Genomic DNA, 18494 nt, shown 5'->3' with positions numbered 1-18494 from the left:
TAAGACTCTATGACCGACGCCCCCTTCGCACCCGCCGCCGCAGCTGAGAAGCTGCCAGTCGCGCGGGTGCTTCCACTTTTGGGGCTGCCGCAGTTGGATCGCCCCTTCGATTACCTGGTTCCGCGCGCGCTAGCGGAGGAAGCGGTTGTCGGTTGCCGGGTGCGGATTCGATTCCACGGCCAATTGGTCAATGCGCTGGTGCTGGAGCGCTGTGCCACGCCCACTCACGACGGCAAACTGTCCTATCTCAAGGATGTCATCAGCACTGAGGTTGTCTATCCGCCACAGCTTCGACGGTTGGTGGATTCTCTGGCGGAGTATTACGGCGCAACACGCTCAAACATCATTCGCTCCGCCATCCCAACCCGCCATGCACGGGCCGAACGTGCCCGCAAGGAGAACATGCCCCCGACGTGGGAGGAATTGGGAAAGCTTGCCACCGAGGATCCGGATCTTTCCGCTTGGGGCAACTATGTCTTCGGCGAATCCTTTGTCGATTCCGTCCGCAAGGGCGCCCCGGCACGCGCAGCGTGGCAGCCAGTTCCAGGGGAACAGGTGGCAGCCATGCTCGCCGCGCTCAGCGTTTCGGTCGCCCGCGATGGTGGCGGTGTTCTCATCATTGTGCCGGACGCACGCATGCAGGCGCGCTTCGAGAGCGCTTTTCGCGAGCTCATTTCTGCCCGTCAGCTCACTCTTCTCGGGGCTGGTCTCGGGCCCGAGTCCCGCTATCGCCGGTACCTGGATATCCTGCACGGCCAGGGGCGCATAGTCGTCGGCACGCGTTCGGCAGCGTACGCCCCAGTGCAGAATCTGCGTTTAGCAGTGATTGTCGATGATGGCGATGACAACCTCGTAGACCCCCGCGCACCCTACGTCCACTCTCGCGAGGTGCTGGTCACGCGAAGTGCGCAGGAGGGATGCGCTCTTATTTTTGCATCGTATAGCCGTACAGCAGAGGTGCAGCTGCTGGTCTCCTCAGGTTGGGCGCACAATCTGGTTGCAGGCGCCGACGCCCTAGCTGAATCCATGCCGGAGATGATTGCCTCCACGGACACTTCCGAAGACCCGGATGACGTCAGTAGGGGACGCCTTCCTGCCATCGCTTTTCGACGGGCAAAAGCCGCGCTGCGCGAAGAGCTTCCGATTCTGGTCCAGGTACCCCGCAAGGGATATGTACCGACATTGTCGTGTCGTTCCTGTGGTGCTCCTGCGCGCTGTCGCTGGTGTAACGGTCCACTGGGAATTCCACCGTCCGATAACCCGGACGATCCGGCGCCGCCGACCTGTCGGTGGTGTGGCCGCATCGACATCCACCACCGTTGCCATAGCTGCGGTTCCACCAAGATTCGGCCAGTCGTGGTCGGCAGTGAACGTACGGCGGAAGAGTTTGGTCGTATTTTCAGTCCATTCCCAGTCGTCGCTTCCTCTGGCGAACGGATTGTTGACGACATTCCCGAAGGCCCGAGGGTCGTGGTGGCCACGCCGGGAGCCGAGCCTTATGCGCCGGAGGGCTACGGTGCAGTGATGCTGCTGGACACTTGGGCGATGCTCGGCCGGCAGGACTTGCGCGCTCATGAAGAGGCCTATGCGCATTGGTCTCGAGCTGTCACGCTTGCGCGACCGCGGGAGCGAGGAGGGGCAGTGGTTATCGATGCGGATGCTGCAGTCCCGACTGTGGCCGATCTTCTGGCATGGGACGCGGTAGGCGCTGCGAACAGGGAATTGGCCGACCGTACAGCCGCCACTCTGCCTCCGGCCTTTCACGTGGCAGCGGTGGACGGGACTGAAGAGGGCCTGCGTAACTTCATGGAGTCCCTGGAGGTTCCATCGGGCGCGGAAATCCTGGGGCCGGTAGACCTTCCCCGCAACGCCAGACCACCAGCAGGCGTGGAACCGGGTACACCTATTCAGCGGATGTTGGTGCGCTGTGACCGTCGGCAAGCACGGGCGGTGGGAGCGGCGTTGAAGGCAGCACAGGTCGTTCGAGCGACCAGGAAGGACCCGACGCCGGTGCGCGTTGTCGTCGATCCGATTAATTTCGGCTAGCTGCTAAAATGAGCGCGTTATCGCTTGATTCACACCAGTTTTCTTGGAGGCTCTAAGTTCATGGCAGTTCGTGAGGTACGTCTTTTCGGCGATCCGGTGTTGCTGTCCAAGGCGGATACCGTCACTGATTTCGACGCGACGCTGTCGCACCTGATTGATGACATGTTCGACACGATGGACGAGCAACAGGGCGTCGGGCTCGCGGCAAACCAGGTCGGCGTGCTGCAGCGCGTTTTCGTCTACGACTGCAACGGCACCCGCGGGCACATCGTCAATCCGGAATGGGAAGCCATCGGCGACGAGACTGTCCACGAAATCGAAGGATGCCTATCTATCCCGGGTATTAATGGACCCGTGACTCGACACGCACGTGTGCGCGTTACTGGCCAGGATCGCCACGGCACACCGGTGAGCTTCGAAGCTGATGATTTGCTGGCTCGCTGTGTGCAGCATGAAAGCGACCACCTGGATGGTGTGCTGTTTTTGAAGCGTCTCGAGGGCGACGAGCGCAAGACCGCGATGCGTTCTCTGCGTGAGCAGGACTGGTTCCTCAACCGCGGTTAACTCACCTGCGCCTAGACCCCTGGGTGTGGCGCCCCGAGTTTCATCACTAGATTAACTAGAACAACTAGGTCCACCAGGAAGGAATCCACTTACTGTGCGCCTGATTTTTGCCGGAACCCCGGAACCTGCTGTCGTTGCACTGAAGAAGTTGCTCGAAGACTCCCGTCATGAAATCGTCGCTGTTCTCACTCGCCCCGATGCCCGCCGTGGCCGCGGTAAGTCGCTTTCGCCCTCGCCGGTGAAGGCTCTGGCCTTGGAACACGACATTCCCGTGCTCACCCCGACGACCCTGCGCGATGAAGAGATCCAGCAGCAGATCCGCGAGTTAAACGCCGACTGCATCCCGGTGGTCGCCTACGGCAATCTCGTGCCGGAGGAATTGCTCGATGTACCGACGCACGGCTGGGTCAATCTGCATTTCTCACTGCTTCCTGCTTGGCGAGGTGCCGCGCCGGTGCAGGCAGCTATCGCTGCCGGCGATGAAGTCACGGGTGCCAGTACTTTCCGGATTGAAAAGGGTCTGGATACCGGACCAGTTTTCGGTACCGTCACCGAAGCGATTCGCCCGACCGATAATGCCGACGACCTTTTGACCCGCCTGGCATACTCCGGCGCGGATCTTCTAGCCGCCACCATGGACGGCATCGAAGCCGGTGCGTTGCGTCCGACCGCTCAGCCAGAACAGGATGTCAGTTACGCCGCTAAGTTCGGGCCGGAGGATGCCCGAATCGTTTGGACTCAGCCGCGACATCTTCTTGACCGCCGCGCTCGTGCATTCACGCCTGCCCCAGGTGCGTGGACAACTCTCGACGGCGCACGTTTGAAGGTCGGAGAGCTCACCCCGCTTTCCGACGAGGACAGCGCCGCGGTCGACGAGGTGCGAAAGGCAGCTGCTCCGGAGGCGGCAGCCGCCACACCGGGTGAGTTGGTAGTGGAGAAGCACCGAGTATCTGTGCGTTGTGCCGATGGCTATGTGCAGCTGGTGAAGGTGCAGCCACAGGGTAAGAAGATGATGGATGCGTCCGACTGGGCGCGAGGTAGCCAACCCGGCGGAAAGGTCTGCGAGTAAATGGGCAACGACAAACCCCGCCACACCGGTGGCGGACGGCAGCGCGGCAACCGCAGCGGACAGAACCGCAATGACCGCAACCGTAACCGTGACAACAGAGGTGGGGACAATCGCGGTGGCATTGACCAACCGCGCAAGGTCGCACTGAAGGTACTAGCCGACGTTCGCGAGAATGATGCTTACGCGAACCTGCTGCTGCCCAGGTTGCTGAAGGCACACAAGCTCAAGGGTCGGGATGCTGCTTTTGCAACTGAGCTGACGTACGGCACACTGCGGGCGGAAGGCCTGTTGGATGCCGTGATTGAGGCATCGTCGTCACGCCCGTTAAACGATATTGCTGGACCGGTGATGGATGTGTTGCGCCTGGGCACGTACCAGCTGCTGCGTACGCGCGTCGATGCCTACGCGGCGGTCGATACCTCGGTGCGGGCGGTGGCGAAGGTAGCGGGACCTGGTGCGCGCGGCTTTGTCAATGCCATTTTGAGGAAAGTTTCCTCGAAGACCGAAGGCGAATGGGTGGCTGAGGTCGCGCCGGATCCTGCGACCGATCCGATTAGCTACGTAGCGATGAAGCATGCCCACCCGCGCTGGATTGCGATGGAGTTTGCCCGCGCACTCGGTGCACAAGCCGGTGAGCTGCAGCAGGCACTCGCTGCCGACGATGCGCGCCCGTTGGTGCACTTGGTCGCTCGTCCGGGCGAGATTACTGCTGAGGAATTGGCACTGATCACCGGCGGTGAAGAGGGACCGTGGTCGCCGTACTGCGTGCGCTTGGATTCCGGTGCCCCAGGAGAATTGGAGCCGGTCCGACAGGGCTTGGCTGCGGTGCAGGACGAGGGTTCTCAGCTCATTGCGCGTGCCGTCACCATGGCACCCGTTGCCGGTGAAGACAGCGGCCGCTGGTTAGATTTGTGTTCCGGCCCCGGTGGTAAGTCAGCTTTCATCGGCGGCATCGCAGCTATTGAGGGCGCGAAGCTCGACGCTGTTGAGGTATCTGCGACTCGCGCAGAACTGGTGAAGAAGGCCACGGCCGGGCTGCCAGTGACTGTAACCGTTGCGGATGGTCGCGATACCGGGCTGGAGGCAGGCTTTGACCGCATTTTGGTAGACGCGCCGTGCTCTGGTTTGGGCTCGCTTCGCCGTCGCCCGGAAGCGCGCTGGCGGAAGTCGCCGTCCGATCTGAACTCCTTGACTGCGCTGCAGTTTGAACTGCTCAGTGAAGCTGTGCGTCTGGCACGGCCGGGTGGCATCATCGTCTATTCCACGTGTTCTCCGCATCTGCGGGAAACCAGGGGCATTGTCGATAGGGCAGTGACGGAATTGCCGGTGACGGAGCTGAATGCACACGAGTTGGTAGCGCCGATGACTGATGTCGGACCGTATCCATCTGTGCAGATGTGGCCACACCGCCACGGTACCGATGCGATGTTCTTCTCAGTTTTGCGCAAGAACGACTAGGCTCAGAGGTTATGAGCGCACCAATTATTGCCCCGTCCATTCTCGCTGCTGACTTCGCTCGCCTCGACCGCGAGGTTGAGGCTGTAGCCAATGCAGATTGGCTGCATATCGACGTCATGGATGGCCACTTCGTTCCCAACCTGTCCTTCGGCGCTCCGGTGCTGGAGGCCGTAGCTGCGGTGACGGACAAGTACTTGGATGTCCATCTCATGATTGAGAACCCGGAGAAGTGGGTCGACACCTACATTAAGGCGGGGGCGAGCTCCGTTATTTTCCATGTGGAAGCCGTCGACGATGCCATCGCACTGGCACGCCACATTCGTTCCCAGGGCGTGAAGGCCGGGTTCTCGCTGCGCCCGGGTACCCCAATTGAGCCGTGGCTGGATCACCTCGCCGAATTCGACGAGGTGCTGGTCATGAGTGTCGAACCCGGTTTCGGGGGCCAGTCCTTTATGCCGGATCAGCTAACCAAGGTCGAGAAGCTGCGTCAGCGCATTGATGCCGAAGGTCTGGATACTCTGATCGAGATTGACGGTGGTATCTCCGCCAAGACCATCGAATCCGCTGCCGCCGCCGGTTGCGACGCCTTCGTTGCAGGGTCGGCCGTTTTCGGCGCTGATGATCGTGCGGCGGCTGTCGATGAGCTGCGCGCATTGGCCACTACTGCTGCAACTAAGTAGACGGCGGTGAAGCACGGTGGCACAGTTTCCGGATCTCGTCTCCGCACAGCCGCTGACTGACGCTCAAGCTATGGCATTGGCCATAGAAGCCGGCCAGCGAGTTCGGGGCACCACCTATCCCAATCCACCGATTGGTTGCGTCATCCTCGATACCGCAGGGATTGCGGTAGGAGTGGCCGGAACTGAGCCGGTAGGTGGCCGACACGCAGAGCCACAAGCATTAGAAATGGCGGGGGCACGAGCTCAGGGCGGTACTGCAGTGGTCACACTAGAGCCGTGCAATCATATCGGCCGTACACCACCGTGCACCGAGGCACTTGCGGCAGCCGGAGTTTCCCGCGTCATATTTGCGGTCGCCGATCCTAATCCCGTGGCCGCTGGCGGCAGCGAGTGGTTGCGATACAAGGGAATCGACGTGGTCGAGGAGTTCCAACGCAATCGTGTGGCGGATGGCTATCTGCGTCCATGGTTACACTGGCAGCGCACTCGGCGCCCACACATCACGCTGAAGACGGCGGGCACGCTGGATGGTTTCGCCGCCGCTACCGACCGCACCTCGCAGTGGATTACGGGGGAGCAGGCGCGGGCACGGGTACATATCGATCGTGCACGTCGGCAAGCGATTGTCGTCGGAACGGGAACAGTGCTCGCTGACAATCCGCGATTGACCGCGCGCACACCAGACGGCGAGGAGCTGTCAACGCAACCCCTGCGCATCGCGATCGGCACCTCGGAGGTCGCCGCCGATGCGAATATCCGCGGCGATAACTTCCGCCACATTCGCACTCACGATGTGGAAGTGGCGCTGGAGACAATGGCGGATATGGGACTTATTGACGTGCTGGTAGAAGGCGGCCCACGGCTCGCCAGCGCTTTCTTAGAAGCCGATGCTGTCGACGCGATTGAGTCTTACATTGCCCCGGCGTTTCTCGGAGCTGGTCTGCCGGTGACATCGGCCAACCATGAGACCACCATCACTGACATCTCGCGCTTTCGTACCGTCGCGGTCGAGACTCTGGGAGATGACATTTTGATTACGGCTCTCCGCAGTGGCAAAGATCGCGGGTAGACCGGCTAGAGTTAATTTTGTAAAAATCTTTCAATTTATAACAAACGGTAAAGGATTTTCCTGACCACTATGTTTACGGGAATTGTTGAGGAACTCGGCGAAATTCGCGAAATCCACCGCGAAGCCGATTCCATTACTCTGACCATTCGCGCGACCACCGTGCTTGACGACGTGCACCACGGTGATTCCATTGCTGTCAATGGCGTTTGTTTGACCGTCGTGGAGTTTGGCGATGATTTCTTTACCGCTGATCTCATGCAAGAGACTCTGGTTAGGTCGAGCCTCGGCCAAGTTGAGGTCGGCTCCAAGGTCAACCTCGAACGTGCAACCGCAGTCGGTCAACGCCTTGGCGGCCATATCGTGCAGGGACATGTCGATGGCACCGGCGAGGTTATTTCGCGCACGCCAGGGGAGCGCTGGGAAGTAGTGCGGATTTCGCTGCCGGAGCATCTCTCCAAGTATGTCGTGGAAAAGGGCTCAATTGCCGTGGATGGTACTTCGTTGACCGTCTCTGCAGTAGGCGAGGGGTTCTTTGAAGTCAGCCTGATACCGACGACGCTGACGGACTCCGTTATTGGTTCGACCGCGGTAGGCACCAAGGTCAATTTGGAAGTCGATGTGCTAGCCAAGTACGTCGAGAAAATGTTGGAAAGATAAGCTACAAGACTGTGATTAAGTTCGATTCTGTAGAGCGGGCCATTGCGGACATCGCAGCCGGTAAGGCCGTGGTCGTCGTCGACGATGAAGATCGTGAGAACGAGGGCGACATCATCTTCGCCGCCGAGAAGGCAACGCCTGAACTTGTTGCCTTTATGGTTCGCTATTCCTCTGGTTACATCTGCGCGCCGCTGACCGCCGAGGACTGCGAGCGTCTGAATCTGCCACCGATGGTGTCAGAGAATGAGGATGCCCGCGGTACCGCATACACAGTGACCGTGGATGCCAACACCGGTACGACCGGTATTTCCGCCACAGATCGTGCGAACACCATTCGTACTCTCGCTGACCCCACGTCGAGCCCGCACGATTTCACCCGGCCAGGACACGTGGTCCCGTTGCGAGCTCGCGATGGTGGCGTCCTCGTCCGTGCCGGCCACACCGAGGCTGCGGTCGATCTCGCCCGCCTGGCAGGGCTCCGTCCTGCCGGCGTGCTGTGTGAGGTTGTCTCCGAGGAAGACCCGACCGGTATGGCGCGCGCGGAGGAACTGCGTCGCTTCTGCGACAAGCACGATTTAGCGCTGATCTCCATTGAGCAGCTGATCGAATACCGTCGCCACAACGAGCACTTGATTGAACGCGTTGTCGAAACCAAGCTGCCGACCGACTACGGCGAGTTCCGTGCCATTGGGTACCGGAGCCTTATCGACGGTGTTGAGCATGTCGCTCTCGTTGTGGGGGATGTGTCTTCCAACGATGGTCAGGACGTCCTCGTGCGTGTGCACTCCGAATGCCTCACTGGCGACGCACTGGGATCTCGCCGCTGCGACTGCGGTCAGCAGCTGCACAACTCCATGCGCATGGTTCACGAAGCGGGGCGTGGCGTCATCCTCTACATGCGCGGTCACGAAGGCCGAGGCATTGGTCTGATGCCGAAGCTGCAGGCCTACCATCTGCAAGATGAAGGCGCTGACACCGTTGATGCCAATCTTGCGCTCGGTTTGCCGTCGGATGCCCGTGAGTACGGCACTGGTGCACAGATTCTGCAGGATCTTGGAGTCACCACTATGGCGCTGCTGACGAACAATCCGACCAAGCGTGCCGGCCTAGGTGGTTATGGACTGGAGATGAGCCGCCGGGTACCGGTGCCAGTTGAGGTCAACGAGGATAACTTGAAATACTTGTTGACAAAGCGCGAACGCATGGGCCATGAGCTCCCTTGGTTGGATGAGTACATGGAGACCCACGGCATTTCGACAGAAGGAGCACAGTAGATGAGTGGCGCAGGTCTTCCTGAAATTTCCGTTCCCGATTCCACTGGTGTGACCGTCGGTCTGGTCACCTCTCACTGGAACGAGGAGATTACTGGGCAGCTTCGTCGTGAAGCGCTGTCCCAGGCCGAGGAGGTCGGCGCTGTAGTCACGGATGTGACTGTCGTCGGTGCTCTGGAGATTCCGGTTGTGGTGCAACAGCTCGCGCGAACTCACGACGCCGTGGTGGCGCTGGGGTGCGTTATCCGCGGTGGTACGCCGCACTTCGACTATGTCTGCGACTCGGTGACTGAGGGCCTGACGCGGATCGCACTGGACTGTGAAACGCCAGTTGGCAATGGTGTGTTGACCTGCAACACTGAACAGCAAGCAATTGATCGTGCCGGCGGTGAGGGCGCCGCGGAGAATAAAGGTCGCGAGGCCATGGCCGCAGCGCTGCACACCGTCGCAGTGTTGAAGTCCCTTCGTGAAGGTGGAGCTGAGTAAGAATGGGTAACTCCGAACGCCACAGCAATTCGACTGCCGTCGACACCGGTAACGAAGACAAATGGCTGTTGGAAATCACCTCGCAAAAGCTGCGTCTGTGGGCGATTATCGCTGCAGTTGTGGTTTTCGCTATCCATATCTTCATGGGTATCGTGGTGGACTTTGGTAACACCGGAGCTTCGGTGACCGCTATCGACCAGCTGGCTTTCCCAATGATTGGTTTGATCATCGCCGGGGTAATCCTGCTGCTGACTCGGGCTCGCGTTCGCGTAAATGCCAGGGGTGTGGAAGTCCGCAATCTACTCAATGCGAAGTTTTACCCGTGGGTCGATATCTACGGCCTGAGTTTTCCAAAGAAGTCCCGCTGGGCTCGCTTGGAGCTGCCTGACTTTGAGTTTGTGCCGATGCTCGCGATCCAGTCGGCCGACGGCAGCCGCGTCGTGGAAGACATCCGCCGGTTCCGTGAACTTGAAGACAAGTTCATGCCGGAGGACTAACCCAAGGACACGTTTTAAGGACACCGTAAGTGACTGACCCTTCTCAGTACCGTCCCGCCCCCGGCACCATTCCCACGGAGCCGGGGGTGTACCGTTTTCTCGATTCAACCGGGCGCGTTCTCTACGTCGGCAAGGCGAAGAATCTCCGTGCGCGTTTGTCTAACTATTTCCAGGACTTAACTCGGCTTCATCCCCGCACCCGCCAGATGGTGCAGTCCGCTTCGAAGGTGACGTGGACTGTCGTCCACAATGAAGTCGAAGCGCTGCAGTTGGAGTACACCTGGATCAAGCGCTTTAATCCGCGGTTCAACGTGATGTACCGCGACGACAAGTCGTATCCGATGTTGGCCGTCAGCGTTGGAGAGCTGTACCCGCGGCTCTTTCTCTACCGAGGACCGCGCCGGAAGGGCGTGCGTTATTTCGGGCCTTATTCACACGCGTGGGCTATCCGAGAAACTCTCGACTTGCTTACACGAGTTTTCCCAGCCCGCACCTGTTCAAAGGGAGTCTTCAACCGGCAGCAAGCCCTGGGGCGGCCCTGTTTGCTCGGCTATATCGACAAATGCTCGGCGCCTTGTGTCGGCCGTGTCAGTGCCGAGGAACACCGCGAAATTGTCCGTGGTTTTACCAGCTTCATGTCGGGAAATACGGGCCCGGTCACGAGGCGCTTAAAGAAGGAAATGGAGGAAGCTGCCGGCGAGTTAGACTTCGAGCGCGCCGCTAGTCTGCGCGACAACCTCGCTGCCATCGACAAGGTCATGGAGCGGCAGTCAGTCGTGCTTTCCGACGCCGCCGATGCCGACTTTATTGCGCTAGCAACCGACGAACTGGAAGCGGCCGTGCAGATTTTCCATGTTCGGGCGGGACGTATTTACGGTCAGCGCGGCTGGGTAGTGGAGAAGTCCGGCGAGTACGCGACTACGGAGTTTCGAGAGGGAGAGACTGACCCCAGCTTGGGTGGGCTGCTAACGCAGTTCCTGACACAGTTCTATGGCGACGCCGCCAAGCACGCGGATGTCGACGGCGATGAATCAACCACTGCCGCCCAGGTTGTGCCACGCGAAATTCTCGTTCAGGCCACGCCCGACGATCTTGACGAGGTTACTGCATTTTTGGCCGATATTCGTGGCACCAATGTAGATATTCGCGTCCCACAACGCGGTGACAAGCGGACGCTCATGGAGACCGTGCAGAAAAATGCAGCTGAAGCGCTACGCCAGCACAAGCTAAAGCGAAGTGGAGATCTAACTACTCGATCGCAGGCTCTCTCCGAACTCCAGGACGCGCTATTTATGGATGAAGCGCCGCTGCGCATCGAGTGCACTGACATCTCGCATATTCAGGGCACCGATGTGGTGGCCTCGTTGGTGGTCTTCGAGGATGGATTGCCCAAGAAGTCCGACTACCGTCGCTACCGAATCAAAGATGCAGCAGGTGACGGTCGCTCGGACGACGTCGGTTCTATCGCTGAGGTGGTGCGCCGTCGTTTTCTGCGCCATAACGAGGACAAGCTCGCCATGCCCGATGATGCAAGCGAGATGTTCGTCGAAGAGACGACTGATGCCGTCGATGAGCAGTCGCGGAGTAACCGCAAGTTTGCCTACCCGCCACAGTTGTTCATCGTCGACGGTGGTGCACCGCAGGTCGCAGCCGCACAGGCGGTCCTCGATGAACTCGGGGTCACCGATGTGACGTTGGTGGGAATTGCCAAGCGCTTAGAAGAGCTGTGGATTCCCGACGATGATGAGCCGCTCATTCTGCCGCGTAATTCGGAAGCGATGTACCTAATCCAGCGAATTCGTGATGAGGCGCACCGCTTTGCCATTAATTATCACCGTCAGCAGCGATCTAAACGCATGCGCTCGTCGGTGCTTGATGGCATTAAGGGGCTGGGGCCAGCACGCCGCAGTGAGTTGGTCAAGCACTTTGGTTCCGTTGCGGCGCTGAAGAAGGCCAGCGTCGAGCAGATCGAAGAAGTGGCTGGTTTCGGGCCGATGCTCGCGAAAACTGTTTACGATTACCTCCATCCAGACGAGAAGTCGTCAGAGCCAAACTCGGATGTCGGTCCGGGAGAGTAGGCGTAGAAGTAGGTAAACAAGTGGCTAAAACCGCACTTGAAACAGTGCTAGGGGGTTTACTTCCGCTAGTAAAACCGAGAGCGGTTGGGCGGAATTGTATTAGAGTGATGGCATGATTACTTCGGGTTATTCCCCTCAGGCTGAAAAGTCACTTGTGTTGATTACCGGCATGTCCGGTTCCGGACGCAATACGGCCGCCAGCGTCTTGGAGGAGATGGGCTGGTATGTCGCAGACAACCTGCCCCCGGAGTTGATTATGCGCATGGTCGAGTTGTCGTTTGAAGCGGACTCTCCAGTAGAGCGCCTCGCTATCGTCACCGACGTGCGCTCGCGCGCGTTCGCCGGCAGTTTGGGGGAGGTGCTCGACGGACTCCGCAATGAGGGGCGCCAGCCCTATGTCATCTTCTTTGATGCCAACGACGACACCCTCATCGCCCGCTACGACTCTGTCCGCCGCACCCATCCGCTGCAGGAAAATGGCACGCTTTCACAGGGTATTGCCGCTGAACGTCAGATGTTGCTGCCAATAAAGGGCATGTCGGATTTAGTAGTGGATACCTCTGACATGAGCGTGCACGATTTGCGCCGTGAGTTAGAGCATCAGTTGTCGGATACCGCTAGCAAGATTCAGCAGATCACCATCGAATCATTTGGGTTTAAGCACGGTGCGCCGCGCGATGCCGACATGCTTTTCGACGTCCGTTTTCTCCCCAATCCCTATTGGGTACCTGAGCTGCGTGCGGGCCGCGGTACCAACAAAGCCGTGGCCGACTACGTGCTGTCCCAACCTGAGTCTCAGGGGTTTTTGGACAACGTCACAAACTTGATTGAATTGGTTTTGCCCGGGTACCGCCGTGAGGGCAAGGGTTTTATGACTATCGCTGTGGGATGCACCGGAGGCCATCACCGAAGTGTGGCCATGTCGGAGGCGCTGGCTAAGAAGCTCGAGGGAGTTTCCGGGATCAACGTCAACGTCGTCCACCGCGATATTGACCGCAACTAGCGGTTTTAGTGGAGGTGTAGAAATTGACATCAATTACCAGTCTGGGTGGCGGTCATGGTCTATTTGCCACGCTGAGAGCTGACCGTCAGGTTGCGGACCATGTCACAGCGGTGGTCACAGTTGCCGACGACGGCGGATCCTCGGGTCGCCTTCGTCGTGAGCTGGGGCAGATTCCCCCTGGAGACCTTCGCATGGCACTCGCCGCGCTTTCCGCAGATACGGAAAAAGGCGATCTGTGGGAAAAGACACTGCAGCACCGCTTTGGCGGAACTGGCGCACTGGCAGGGCATGCGATTGGCAATCTGATTATCGCTGGCCTCACCAGTGTGATGGGAAATGAAGTCGACGCGCTTGACGAAATTGGCCGGTTGCTGCAAATCCGGGGTCGAGTCGTGCCCATGTCGCCGATCCCGCTAGAGATTGAGGCCGAAGTCGTTGGCTTGGAGCAGGATGCTCGCGTTGTGCGCCAGGTCCGTGGCCAGGTCGCAGTGGCCACGACACCTGGCCAGGTGCGCCGAATCCGGCTGATTCCTGAGACTCCGCCGGCATCCGAGGAGGCCATTGAAGCTATCCTCAATGCCGATTTGGTGACGCTGGGTCCGGGTTCGTGGTTTACTTCGGTTCTGCCACATCTTCAGGTGCCCGGGCTGCGGGATGCTCTGCAAGAAACCAATGCCACAACCGTCGTGGTGCTGAATCTTGTCGCCGAGCCGGGGGAGACCGCCGGTTTTTCTTCCGAACGGCACATCCATATGCTCACGCAGCATGCACCTAACTTGAAGCTCAATTACGTGCTTGTCGACGACAACACGCCGCTCGCGGATACCGAACGAGAATACCTGCAGCGAGCGGCGGATAGCCTAGACGCGCAGGTTGTCTTCGCCGATGTGCAAGAAGTTGATGACCACGGAGCTCTGACGGGTCGGCATTCGCCGGAGAAACTAGCTGTCGCACTTCGTCAGTTCCTCTAAAGCGTCCGGCCAGTCGAGGGTTTTAATGCATTCTCCTGCGAGGATGCAATAGACAATCAACTAATTGCCACTCGATTGGTACCGGATACTATCCTTGAGGTTTATTGCTAAAGCTCAAATGGGGTTAATTTTACCTAAATTAACCAGGCCCAAACCCAGCTCGCACACATGAAATGAGGATGGACAGCATCGTGGCATTGACGGCGAAGGTCAAAGACGAACTAGCCCGCGTGTCAGTTTCGCAGGAAAGCGCTCAGGCAGCGGAGATTTCGACCCTGTTCCGCTTCGCAGGAGGACTCCACCTGGTGGCAGGTTCGATTGTGCTGGAGGCTGAGTTGGATTCCGGCGCTGTCGCACGCCGCCTGCGCTCCATGCTGGCCGAACTCTACGATGTCAAAGCCAGCCTCAATGTCTTGTCTCCCGGTGGCTTGCGAAAGACCTCGAAGTACATCGTGCGGGTAACCGATGGCGCGGAACTCGTCGTTAGGCAAACTGGCCTGATTGACTCTGCAGGACGTCCTGTACGTGGGCTACCACGCAAGCTGATCATGGGGCAGAAAATTGATCAGGAAGCTGCATGGCGGGGTGCTTTTTTGGCACATGGTTCACTGACTGAGCCGGGGCGGTCCTCAGCTTTGGAAGTCACTGCTCCTTCTGCTGAAGCGGCACTCGCATTGGTGGGATGTGCTCGTAGGCTCGGAATTACGGCTAAGAGCAAGGAGAATAAGTCCCGCGGTGGCGATCGCGTAATCATCCGGGAGGGCGATGCAATCGGTGCGCTGCTGACGCGAATGGGAGCCCAGACTACTCGCCTGCAGTGGGAAGAACAGCGTATGCGTCGTGAAGTGCGAGCGACGGCCACTCGTTTGGCAAACTTCGACGATGCCAACCTGCGGCGCTCGGCTCGTGCGGCCGTTATTGCAGCAGCGCGAGTAGAGCGTGCTTTAGAGATTCTCGGTGACGATGTACCAGACCATTTGGTGTCTGCAGGACAGCTGCGCATCGAGCACAAGCAGGCTTCATTGGAAGAACTTGGGCAGCTGGCCAATCCGCCAATGACCAAGGACGCCGTCGCAGGACGCATCCGCCGTTTGCTCTCCATGGCGGACAAAAGAGCAAACGAACTCGGAATTCCCCCCACAACTGCAGTCGTTACAGACGAACTTTTTGACAAAGAAGTTGACGAGTAAAGCACCTGTTATGCCTAGTCAGGTGCGTAATTTTGGATAAATCTCCGTTTATTTGGGATTTTCGCACCAAACCACCGCTGCGCGAATGAAAAACCCAACGTACACTTCTGTAGTGAACCTGTTGGAGCGCAATCAGCGCCCTGACAAGTGGCATCGATTCGCCAATCCATTAAGGAGATTATTGTGACGGTTCGTGTAGGTATTAACGGTTTTGGTCGCATTGGCCGCAACTTCTTCCGCTCCCTGCTCGCTGCGGGCGCTGACCTGGAAGTCGTTGCTGTAAACGACCTCACTGATAACAAGACCCTGGCTCACCTGCTCAAGTACGACTCCATCATGGGCAAGCTTGACGCAGAGGTCACCTACGACGATGAGTCCCTCACCGTCAACGGCAAGCGCATCGCGGCATACGCTGAGCGCGACCCGAAGGACCTGCCGTGGGGCAAGCACGAGGTCGACATCGTCATTGAGTCCACCGGTTTCTTCACCGATGCCAACGCTGCCAAGGCTCACATCGAGGCTGGCGCCAAGAAGGTCATCATCTCCGCTCCGGCTAAGAACGAAGACGCAACCTTCGTTGTCGGTGTCAACCACACTGACTACGACCCGGAGAAGCACAACATCATTTCGAACGCTTCTTGCACCACCAACTGCCTGGCTCCGATGGCTAAGGTTCTGGACGACAAGTTCGGCATCGAGCGCGGTCTCATGACCACCATCCACGCATACACCGGTGACCAGCGTCTGCACGACGCTCCGCACAAGGACCTGCGTCGCGCCCGCGCTGCTGCACTGAACATTGTTCCGACCTCCACCGGTGCTGCAAAGGCAGTCGCTCTGGTTCTGCCGCAGCTCAAGGGTCTGCTGGACGGCTACGCACTGCGTGTTCCGACCCCGACCGGCTCTGTCACCGACCTGACCTTCACTGCTAAGAGCGAGGTCACCGTCGAGTCCGTTAATGCTGCCATCAAGGAAGCTGCTGAGGGCGAGCTCAAGGGTGTTCTGGGCTACAACGAGGACCCAATCGTTTCCAAGGACATCGAGGGCGACCCGCGTTCCTCGATCTTCGACGCACCGCTGACCAAGGTCATCGGCGATCAGGTCAAGGTTGTCTCCTGGTACGACAACGAGTGGGGCTACTCCAACCGCCTCGTCGACCTGGCTGTCTACGTCGGTGAGCGCCTCTAATAACTCACCTGGTTAATCCCAGACCCCGAACGGGCCGGGGTGGTTGCGCCTGAGTAGGGCACGCCACCCGCGGCCCGTTTTTTACACACTTTCACAAGGATTTCATTGAGATGACTGTTAAGACTGTCAAAGACCTGATCAACGAAGGTATTGAAGGCCGTTACGTCCTCGTCCGCTCCGACTTTAACGTCCCACTGAAAGACGGCGTTATCACCGATCCGGGTCGAATCGATGCTTCGCTGCCCACCCTGTCCGCGCTTGTCGAGGCCGGCGCCAAGGTCGTTGTTATGGCTCACCTGGGTCGCCCGAAGGGCGAGGTTAAGTCCGAGTTCTCCCTGGCCCCGGTCGCTGAGGCGCTATCTGAGCGCCTGGAGCAGTACGTCGCGCTCGCCGGTGATGTCTCCGGTGAGGACGCGCACGAGCGCGCTAATGGCCTGACCGAGGGCGATGTACTCTTGTTGGAGAACGTCCGCTTCGATCCGCGCGAGACCTCCAAGGACGAGGCAGAGCGCGCCGAGTTCGCAGCCGAGCTGGCTGCACTAGTTCCGGACGGAGCGTTTGTTTCCGACGGTTTCGGTGTTGTTCACCGCGCCCAGGCTTCCGTCTTCGACGTCGCTAAGAAGCTGCCGCACTACGCCGGCAATCTGGTTCAGGCTGAGCTTGAGGTTCTGCGCAAGGTTGCAGAGACCCCGGAGAAGCCGTACACCGTCGTGCTCGGCGGTTCCAAGGTTTCCGACAAGCTGGGCGTTATTGAGGCTCTCGCGCCGAAGGTTGACTCCCTGGTCATCGGCGGCGGCATGTGCTTCACCTTCCTGGCTGCCAAGGGCTACGCCGTTGGCGCATCCCTGCTGCAGGAAGAGATGATTGACACCTGTAAGGATCTGCTGGACCGCTACGGCGATAAGATCGTTCTGCCAACCGACGTAGTCGTGGCTGACAAGTTCGCTGCAGACGCTGAAAACAAGGTGGTAGACGCCACCGAGATTCCGGAAGGCTGGATGGGCCTGGACATCGGACCGGCTTCCGCCGAGGCATTCGGCAAGGTGCTCGCTGAGTCCAAGACTGTGTTCTGGAACGGCCCGATGGGCGTGTTCGAGATGGAGGCTTTCGCAGCTGGCACCCGCGAGGTTGCACAGGCCATTATCGATGCCACCACTAACAACGGTTGCTTCTCCGTCGTCGGTGGCGGCGACTCCGCAGCAGCAGTACGTACTCTGGGGTTGAACGAGGACGGCTTCAGCCACATCTCCACTGGTGGTGGCGCTTCGCTGGAGTTCCTCGAGGGTAAGACTCTGCCGGGCGTCTCCGTCCTGGAAGACTAAGATTTTTCCACCACCGGATTTTCATCGCTTAAAAATCCGCTAATTGATAGGGAAGTGAATTCCACCACTATGGCACGTACACCATTTATTGCTGGTAACTGGAAGATGAACCTGAACCATCTCGAGGCTATCGGTGTGGTGCAGAAACTCGCGTTCGCTCTGCCAAAGGAGTACTACGACAAGGTTGACGTCGCTGTCATCCCGCCGTTTACCGACCTGCGTTCGGTCCAGACTCTGGTTGAGGGCGATAAGCTCGGCGTCACTTACGGCGCGCAGGATGTCTCAGTCCACGAGTCCGGCGCTTACACCGGCGAGATTTCCGCATCGATGCTGGCAAAGCTCGGCTGCACCTGGGTCGTCGTCGGTCACTCCGAGCGTCGCGATATGCACGCAGAGGACGATGAGCTGGTCGCAAAGAAGGCCAAGGCAGCACTGCGCGAGGGCATGAACCCAATCGTCTGTGTCGGCGAGCCGCTGGAGGTCCGAGAGGCCGAAGAGCACGTCGAGTACGTTGTCTCTCAGGTCAAGGGCTCCCTGGCTAATCTGACCAACGCTGAGCTGGCCAAGACCGTCATCGCTTACGAGCCTGTCTGGGCTATCGGCACCGGTAAGGTCGCATCGGCTGCAGACGCGCAGGAAGTCTGTGCAGCTATCCGCGAGACCGTCGCAGAAATTGGGGACGCGAACATCGCAAAGGAGATGCGCATCCTCTACGGTGGTTCCGTCAAGGCCGAGAACGTCGCTGAGATCGTCGGCAAGCCCGACGTCGACGGCGGCCTCGTCGGTGGCGCTTCGCTCGACGGTGAAGCATTCGCGAAGCTCTGCGCACTTGCTGCAGATGCCGCTCAGAACGCCTAAGTGCATATAAATTCAGAACAACTGATAAGATAGGCGCCATGCGCGACCCCGGATTGGTTTTATTGATTCTCATAAAACCGATTCGGG

17 protein-coding genes are annotated in these 18494 nt (G+C 59.0%); all 17 read left to right on the top strand.

Translation table 11 applies throughout. From position 1 onward, the window contains the following. The first annotated feature begins 9 nt into the window (after window positions 1-9). The 17 genes from CRD13_RS00825 to tpiA all read left to right on the top strand — a co-directional run bounded on the left by CRD13_RS00825 (window position 10) and on the right by tpiA (window position 18407). Window positions 10-2046: a primosomal protein N' gene (locus CRD13_RS00825; protein ID WP_016422718.1), complete on the top strand. Its 2037-nt coding sequence runs from the start codon at window positions 10-12 to the stop codon at window positions 2044-2046. 60 nt (window positions 2047-2106) lie between these two features. Further along, window positions 2107-2610: a peptide deformylase gene (gene def / locus CRD13_RS00820; RefSeq protein ID WP_016422719.1), complete on the top strand. Its 504-nt coding sequence runs from the start codon at window positions 2107-2109 to the stop codon at window positions 2608-2610. 94 nt (window positions 2611-2704) lie between these two features. Further along, a complete protein-coding gene (fmt, locus tag CRD13_RS00815; RefSeq protein ID WP_016422720.1) occupies window positions 2705-3679 on the top strand; it encodes a methionyl-tRNA formyltransferase in 975 nt (324 codons plus the stop codon). Beyond that, window positions 3680-5137 (top strand): RsmB/NOP family class I SAM-dependent RNA methyltransferase, encoded by a 1458-nt coding sequence (locus CRD13_RS00810; RefSeq protein ID WP_016422721.1) that lies wholly within the window; start codon window positions 3680-3682, stop codon window positions 5135-5137. An 11-nt stretch (window positions 5138-5148) separates the two neighbouring features. Next, window positions 5149-5817 carry a ribulose-phosphate 3-epimerase gene (gene rpe, locus CRD13_RS00805; protein ID WP_016422722.1) on the top strand — a complete coding sequence of 223 codons (669 nt, stop codon included), beginning with the start codon at window positions 5149-5151 and terminating at the stop codon, window positions 5815-5817. 16 nt (window positions 5818-5833) lie between these two features. After that, window positions 5834-6886 carry a bifunctional diaminohydroxyphosphoribosylaminopyrimidine deaminase/5-amino-6-(5-phosphoribosylamino)uracil reductase RibD gene (gene ribD, locus CRD13_RS00800; protein WP_016422723.1) on the top strand — a complete coding sequence of 351 codons (1053 nt, stop codon included), beginning with the start codon at window positions 5834-5836 and terminating at the stop codon, window positions 6884-6886. Between the two features lie 69 nt (window positions 6887-6955). Continuing rightward, window positions 6956-7543, top strand: a complete 588-nt coding sequence (locus tag CRD13_RS00795; RefSeq protein WP_048731872.1) for a riboflavin synthase — start codon at window positions 6956-6958, stop codon at window positions 7541-7543. A gap of 11 nt (window positions 7544-7554) precedes the next feature. Then, window positions 7555-8817 carry a bifunctional 3,4-dihydroxy-2-butanone-4-phosphate synthase/GTP cyclohydrolase II gene (locus tag CRD13_RS00790; protein WP_016422725.1) on the top strand — a complete coding sequence of 421 codons (1263 nt, stop codon included), beginning with the start codon at window positions 7555-7557 and terminating at the stop codon, window positions 8815-8817. Then, on the top strand, window positions 8818-9300 hold the full coding sequence (gene ribH, locus CRD13_RS00785; RefSeq protein WP_016422726.1) for a 6,7-dimethyl-8-ribityllumazine synthase: 483 nt from the start codon (window positions 8818-8820) through the stop codon (window positions 9298-9300). It abuts the gene before it with no gap. Window positions 9301-9302: 2 nt separating this feature from the next. Then, on the top strand, window positions 9303-9797 hold the full coding sequence (locus tag CRD13_RS00780) for a PH domain-containing protein (RefSeq protein ID WP_070604562.1): 495 nt from the start codon (window positions 9303-9305) through the stop codon (window positions 9795-9797). A 29-nt stretch (window positions 9798-9826) separates the two neighbouring features. Further along, a complete protein-coding gene (gene uvrC, locus CRD13_RS00775) occupies window positions 9827-11875 on the top strand; it encodes an excinuclease ABC subunit UvrC (protein ID WP_070604564.1) in 2049 nt (682 codons plus the stop codon). Window positions 11876-11987: 112 nt separating this feature from the next. Then, window positions 11988-12878 carry an RNase adapter RapZ gene (gene rapZ, locus CRD13_RS00770; protein ID WP_005510809.1) on the top strand — a complete coding sequence of 297 codons (891 nt, stop codon included), beginning with the start codon at window positions 11988-11990 and terminating at the stop codon, window positions 12876-12878. 23 nt (window positions 12879-12901) lie between these two features. Next, entirely contained in the window at window positions 12902-13849 is a 948-nt protein-coding gene (yvcK, locus tag CRD13_RS00765; protein WP_048731879.1) for a uridine diphosphate-N-acetylglucosamine-binding protein YvcK, read from the top strand. Window positions 13850-14040: 191 nt separating this feature from the next. Then, on the top strand, window positions 14041-15039 hold the full coding sequence (whiA, locus tag CRD13_RS00760; protein ID WP_048731892.1) for a DNA-binding protein WhiA: 999 nt from the start codon (window positions 14041-14043) through the stop codon (window positions 15037-15039). A 183-nt stretch (window positions 15040-15222) separates the two neighbouring features. Next, complete coding sequence (gene gap / locus CRD13_RS00755; RefSeq protein WP_048731894.1) at window positions 15223-16227, top strand: type I glyceraldehyde-3-phosphate dehydrogenase; 1005 nt, start codon at window positions 15223-15225, stop codon at window positions 16225-16227. Window positions 16228-16337: 110 nt separating this feature from the next. Next, window positions 16338-17549, top strand: coding sequence for a phosphoglycerate kinase (pgk, locus tag CRD13_RS00750; protein WP_049172950.1), 1212 nt, complete (start codon window positions 16338-16340; stop codon window positions 17547-17549). Between the two features lie 69 nt (window positions 17550-17618). Further along, on the top strand, window positions 17619-18407 hold the full coding sequence (gene tpiA / locus CRD13_RS00745; protein ID WP_049172948.1) for a triose-phosphate isomerase: 789 nt from the start codon (window positions 17619-17621) through the stop codon (window positions 18405-18407). Window positions 18408-18494 lie beyond the last annotated feature (87 nt).

Origin of the sequence: Corynebacterium sp. LK26, from assembly GCF_014335085.1 — a bacterium.
Classification (GTDB): domain Bacteria; phylum Actinomycetota; class Actinomycetes; order Mycobacteriales; family Mycobacteriaceae; genus Corynebacterium; species Corynebacterium jeikeium_D.
This window is presented reverse-complemented; position numbering and strand designations above follow the sequence as displayed.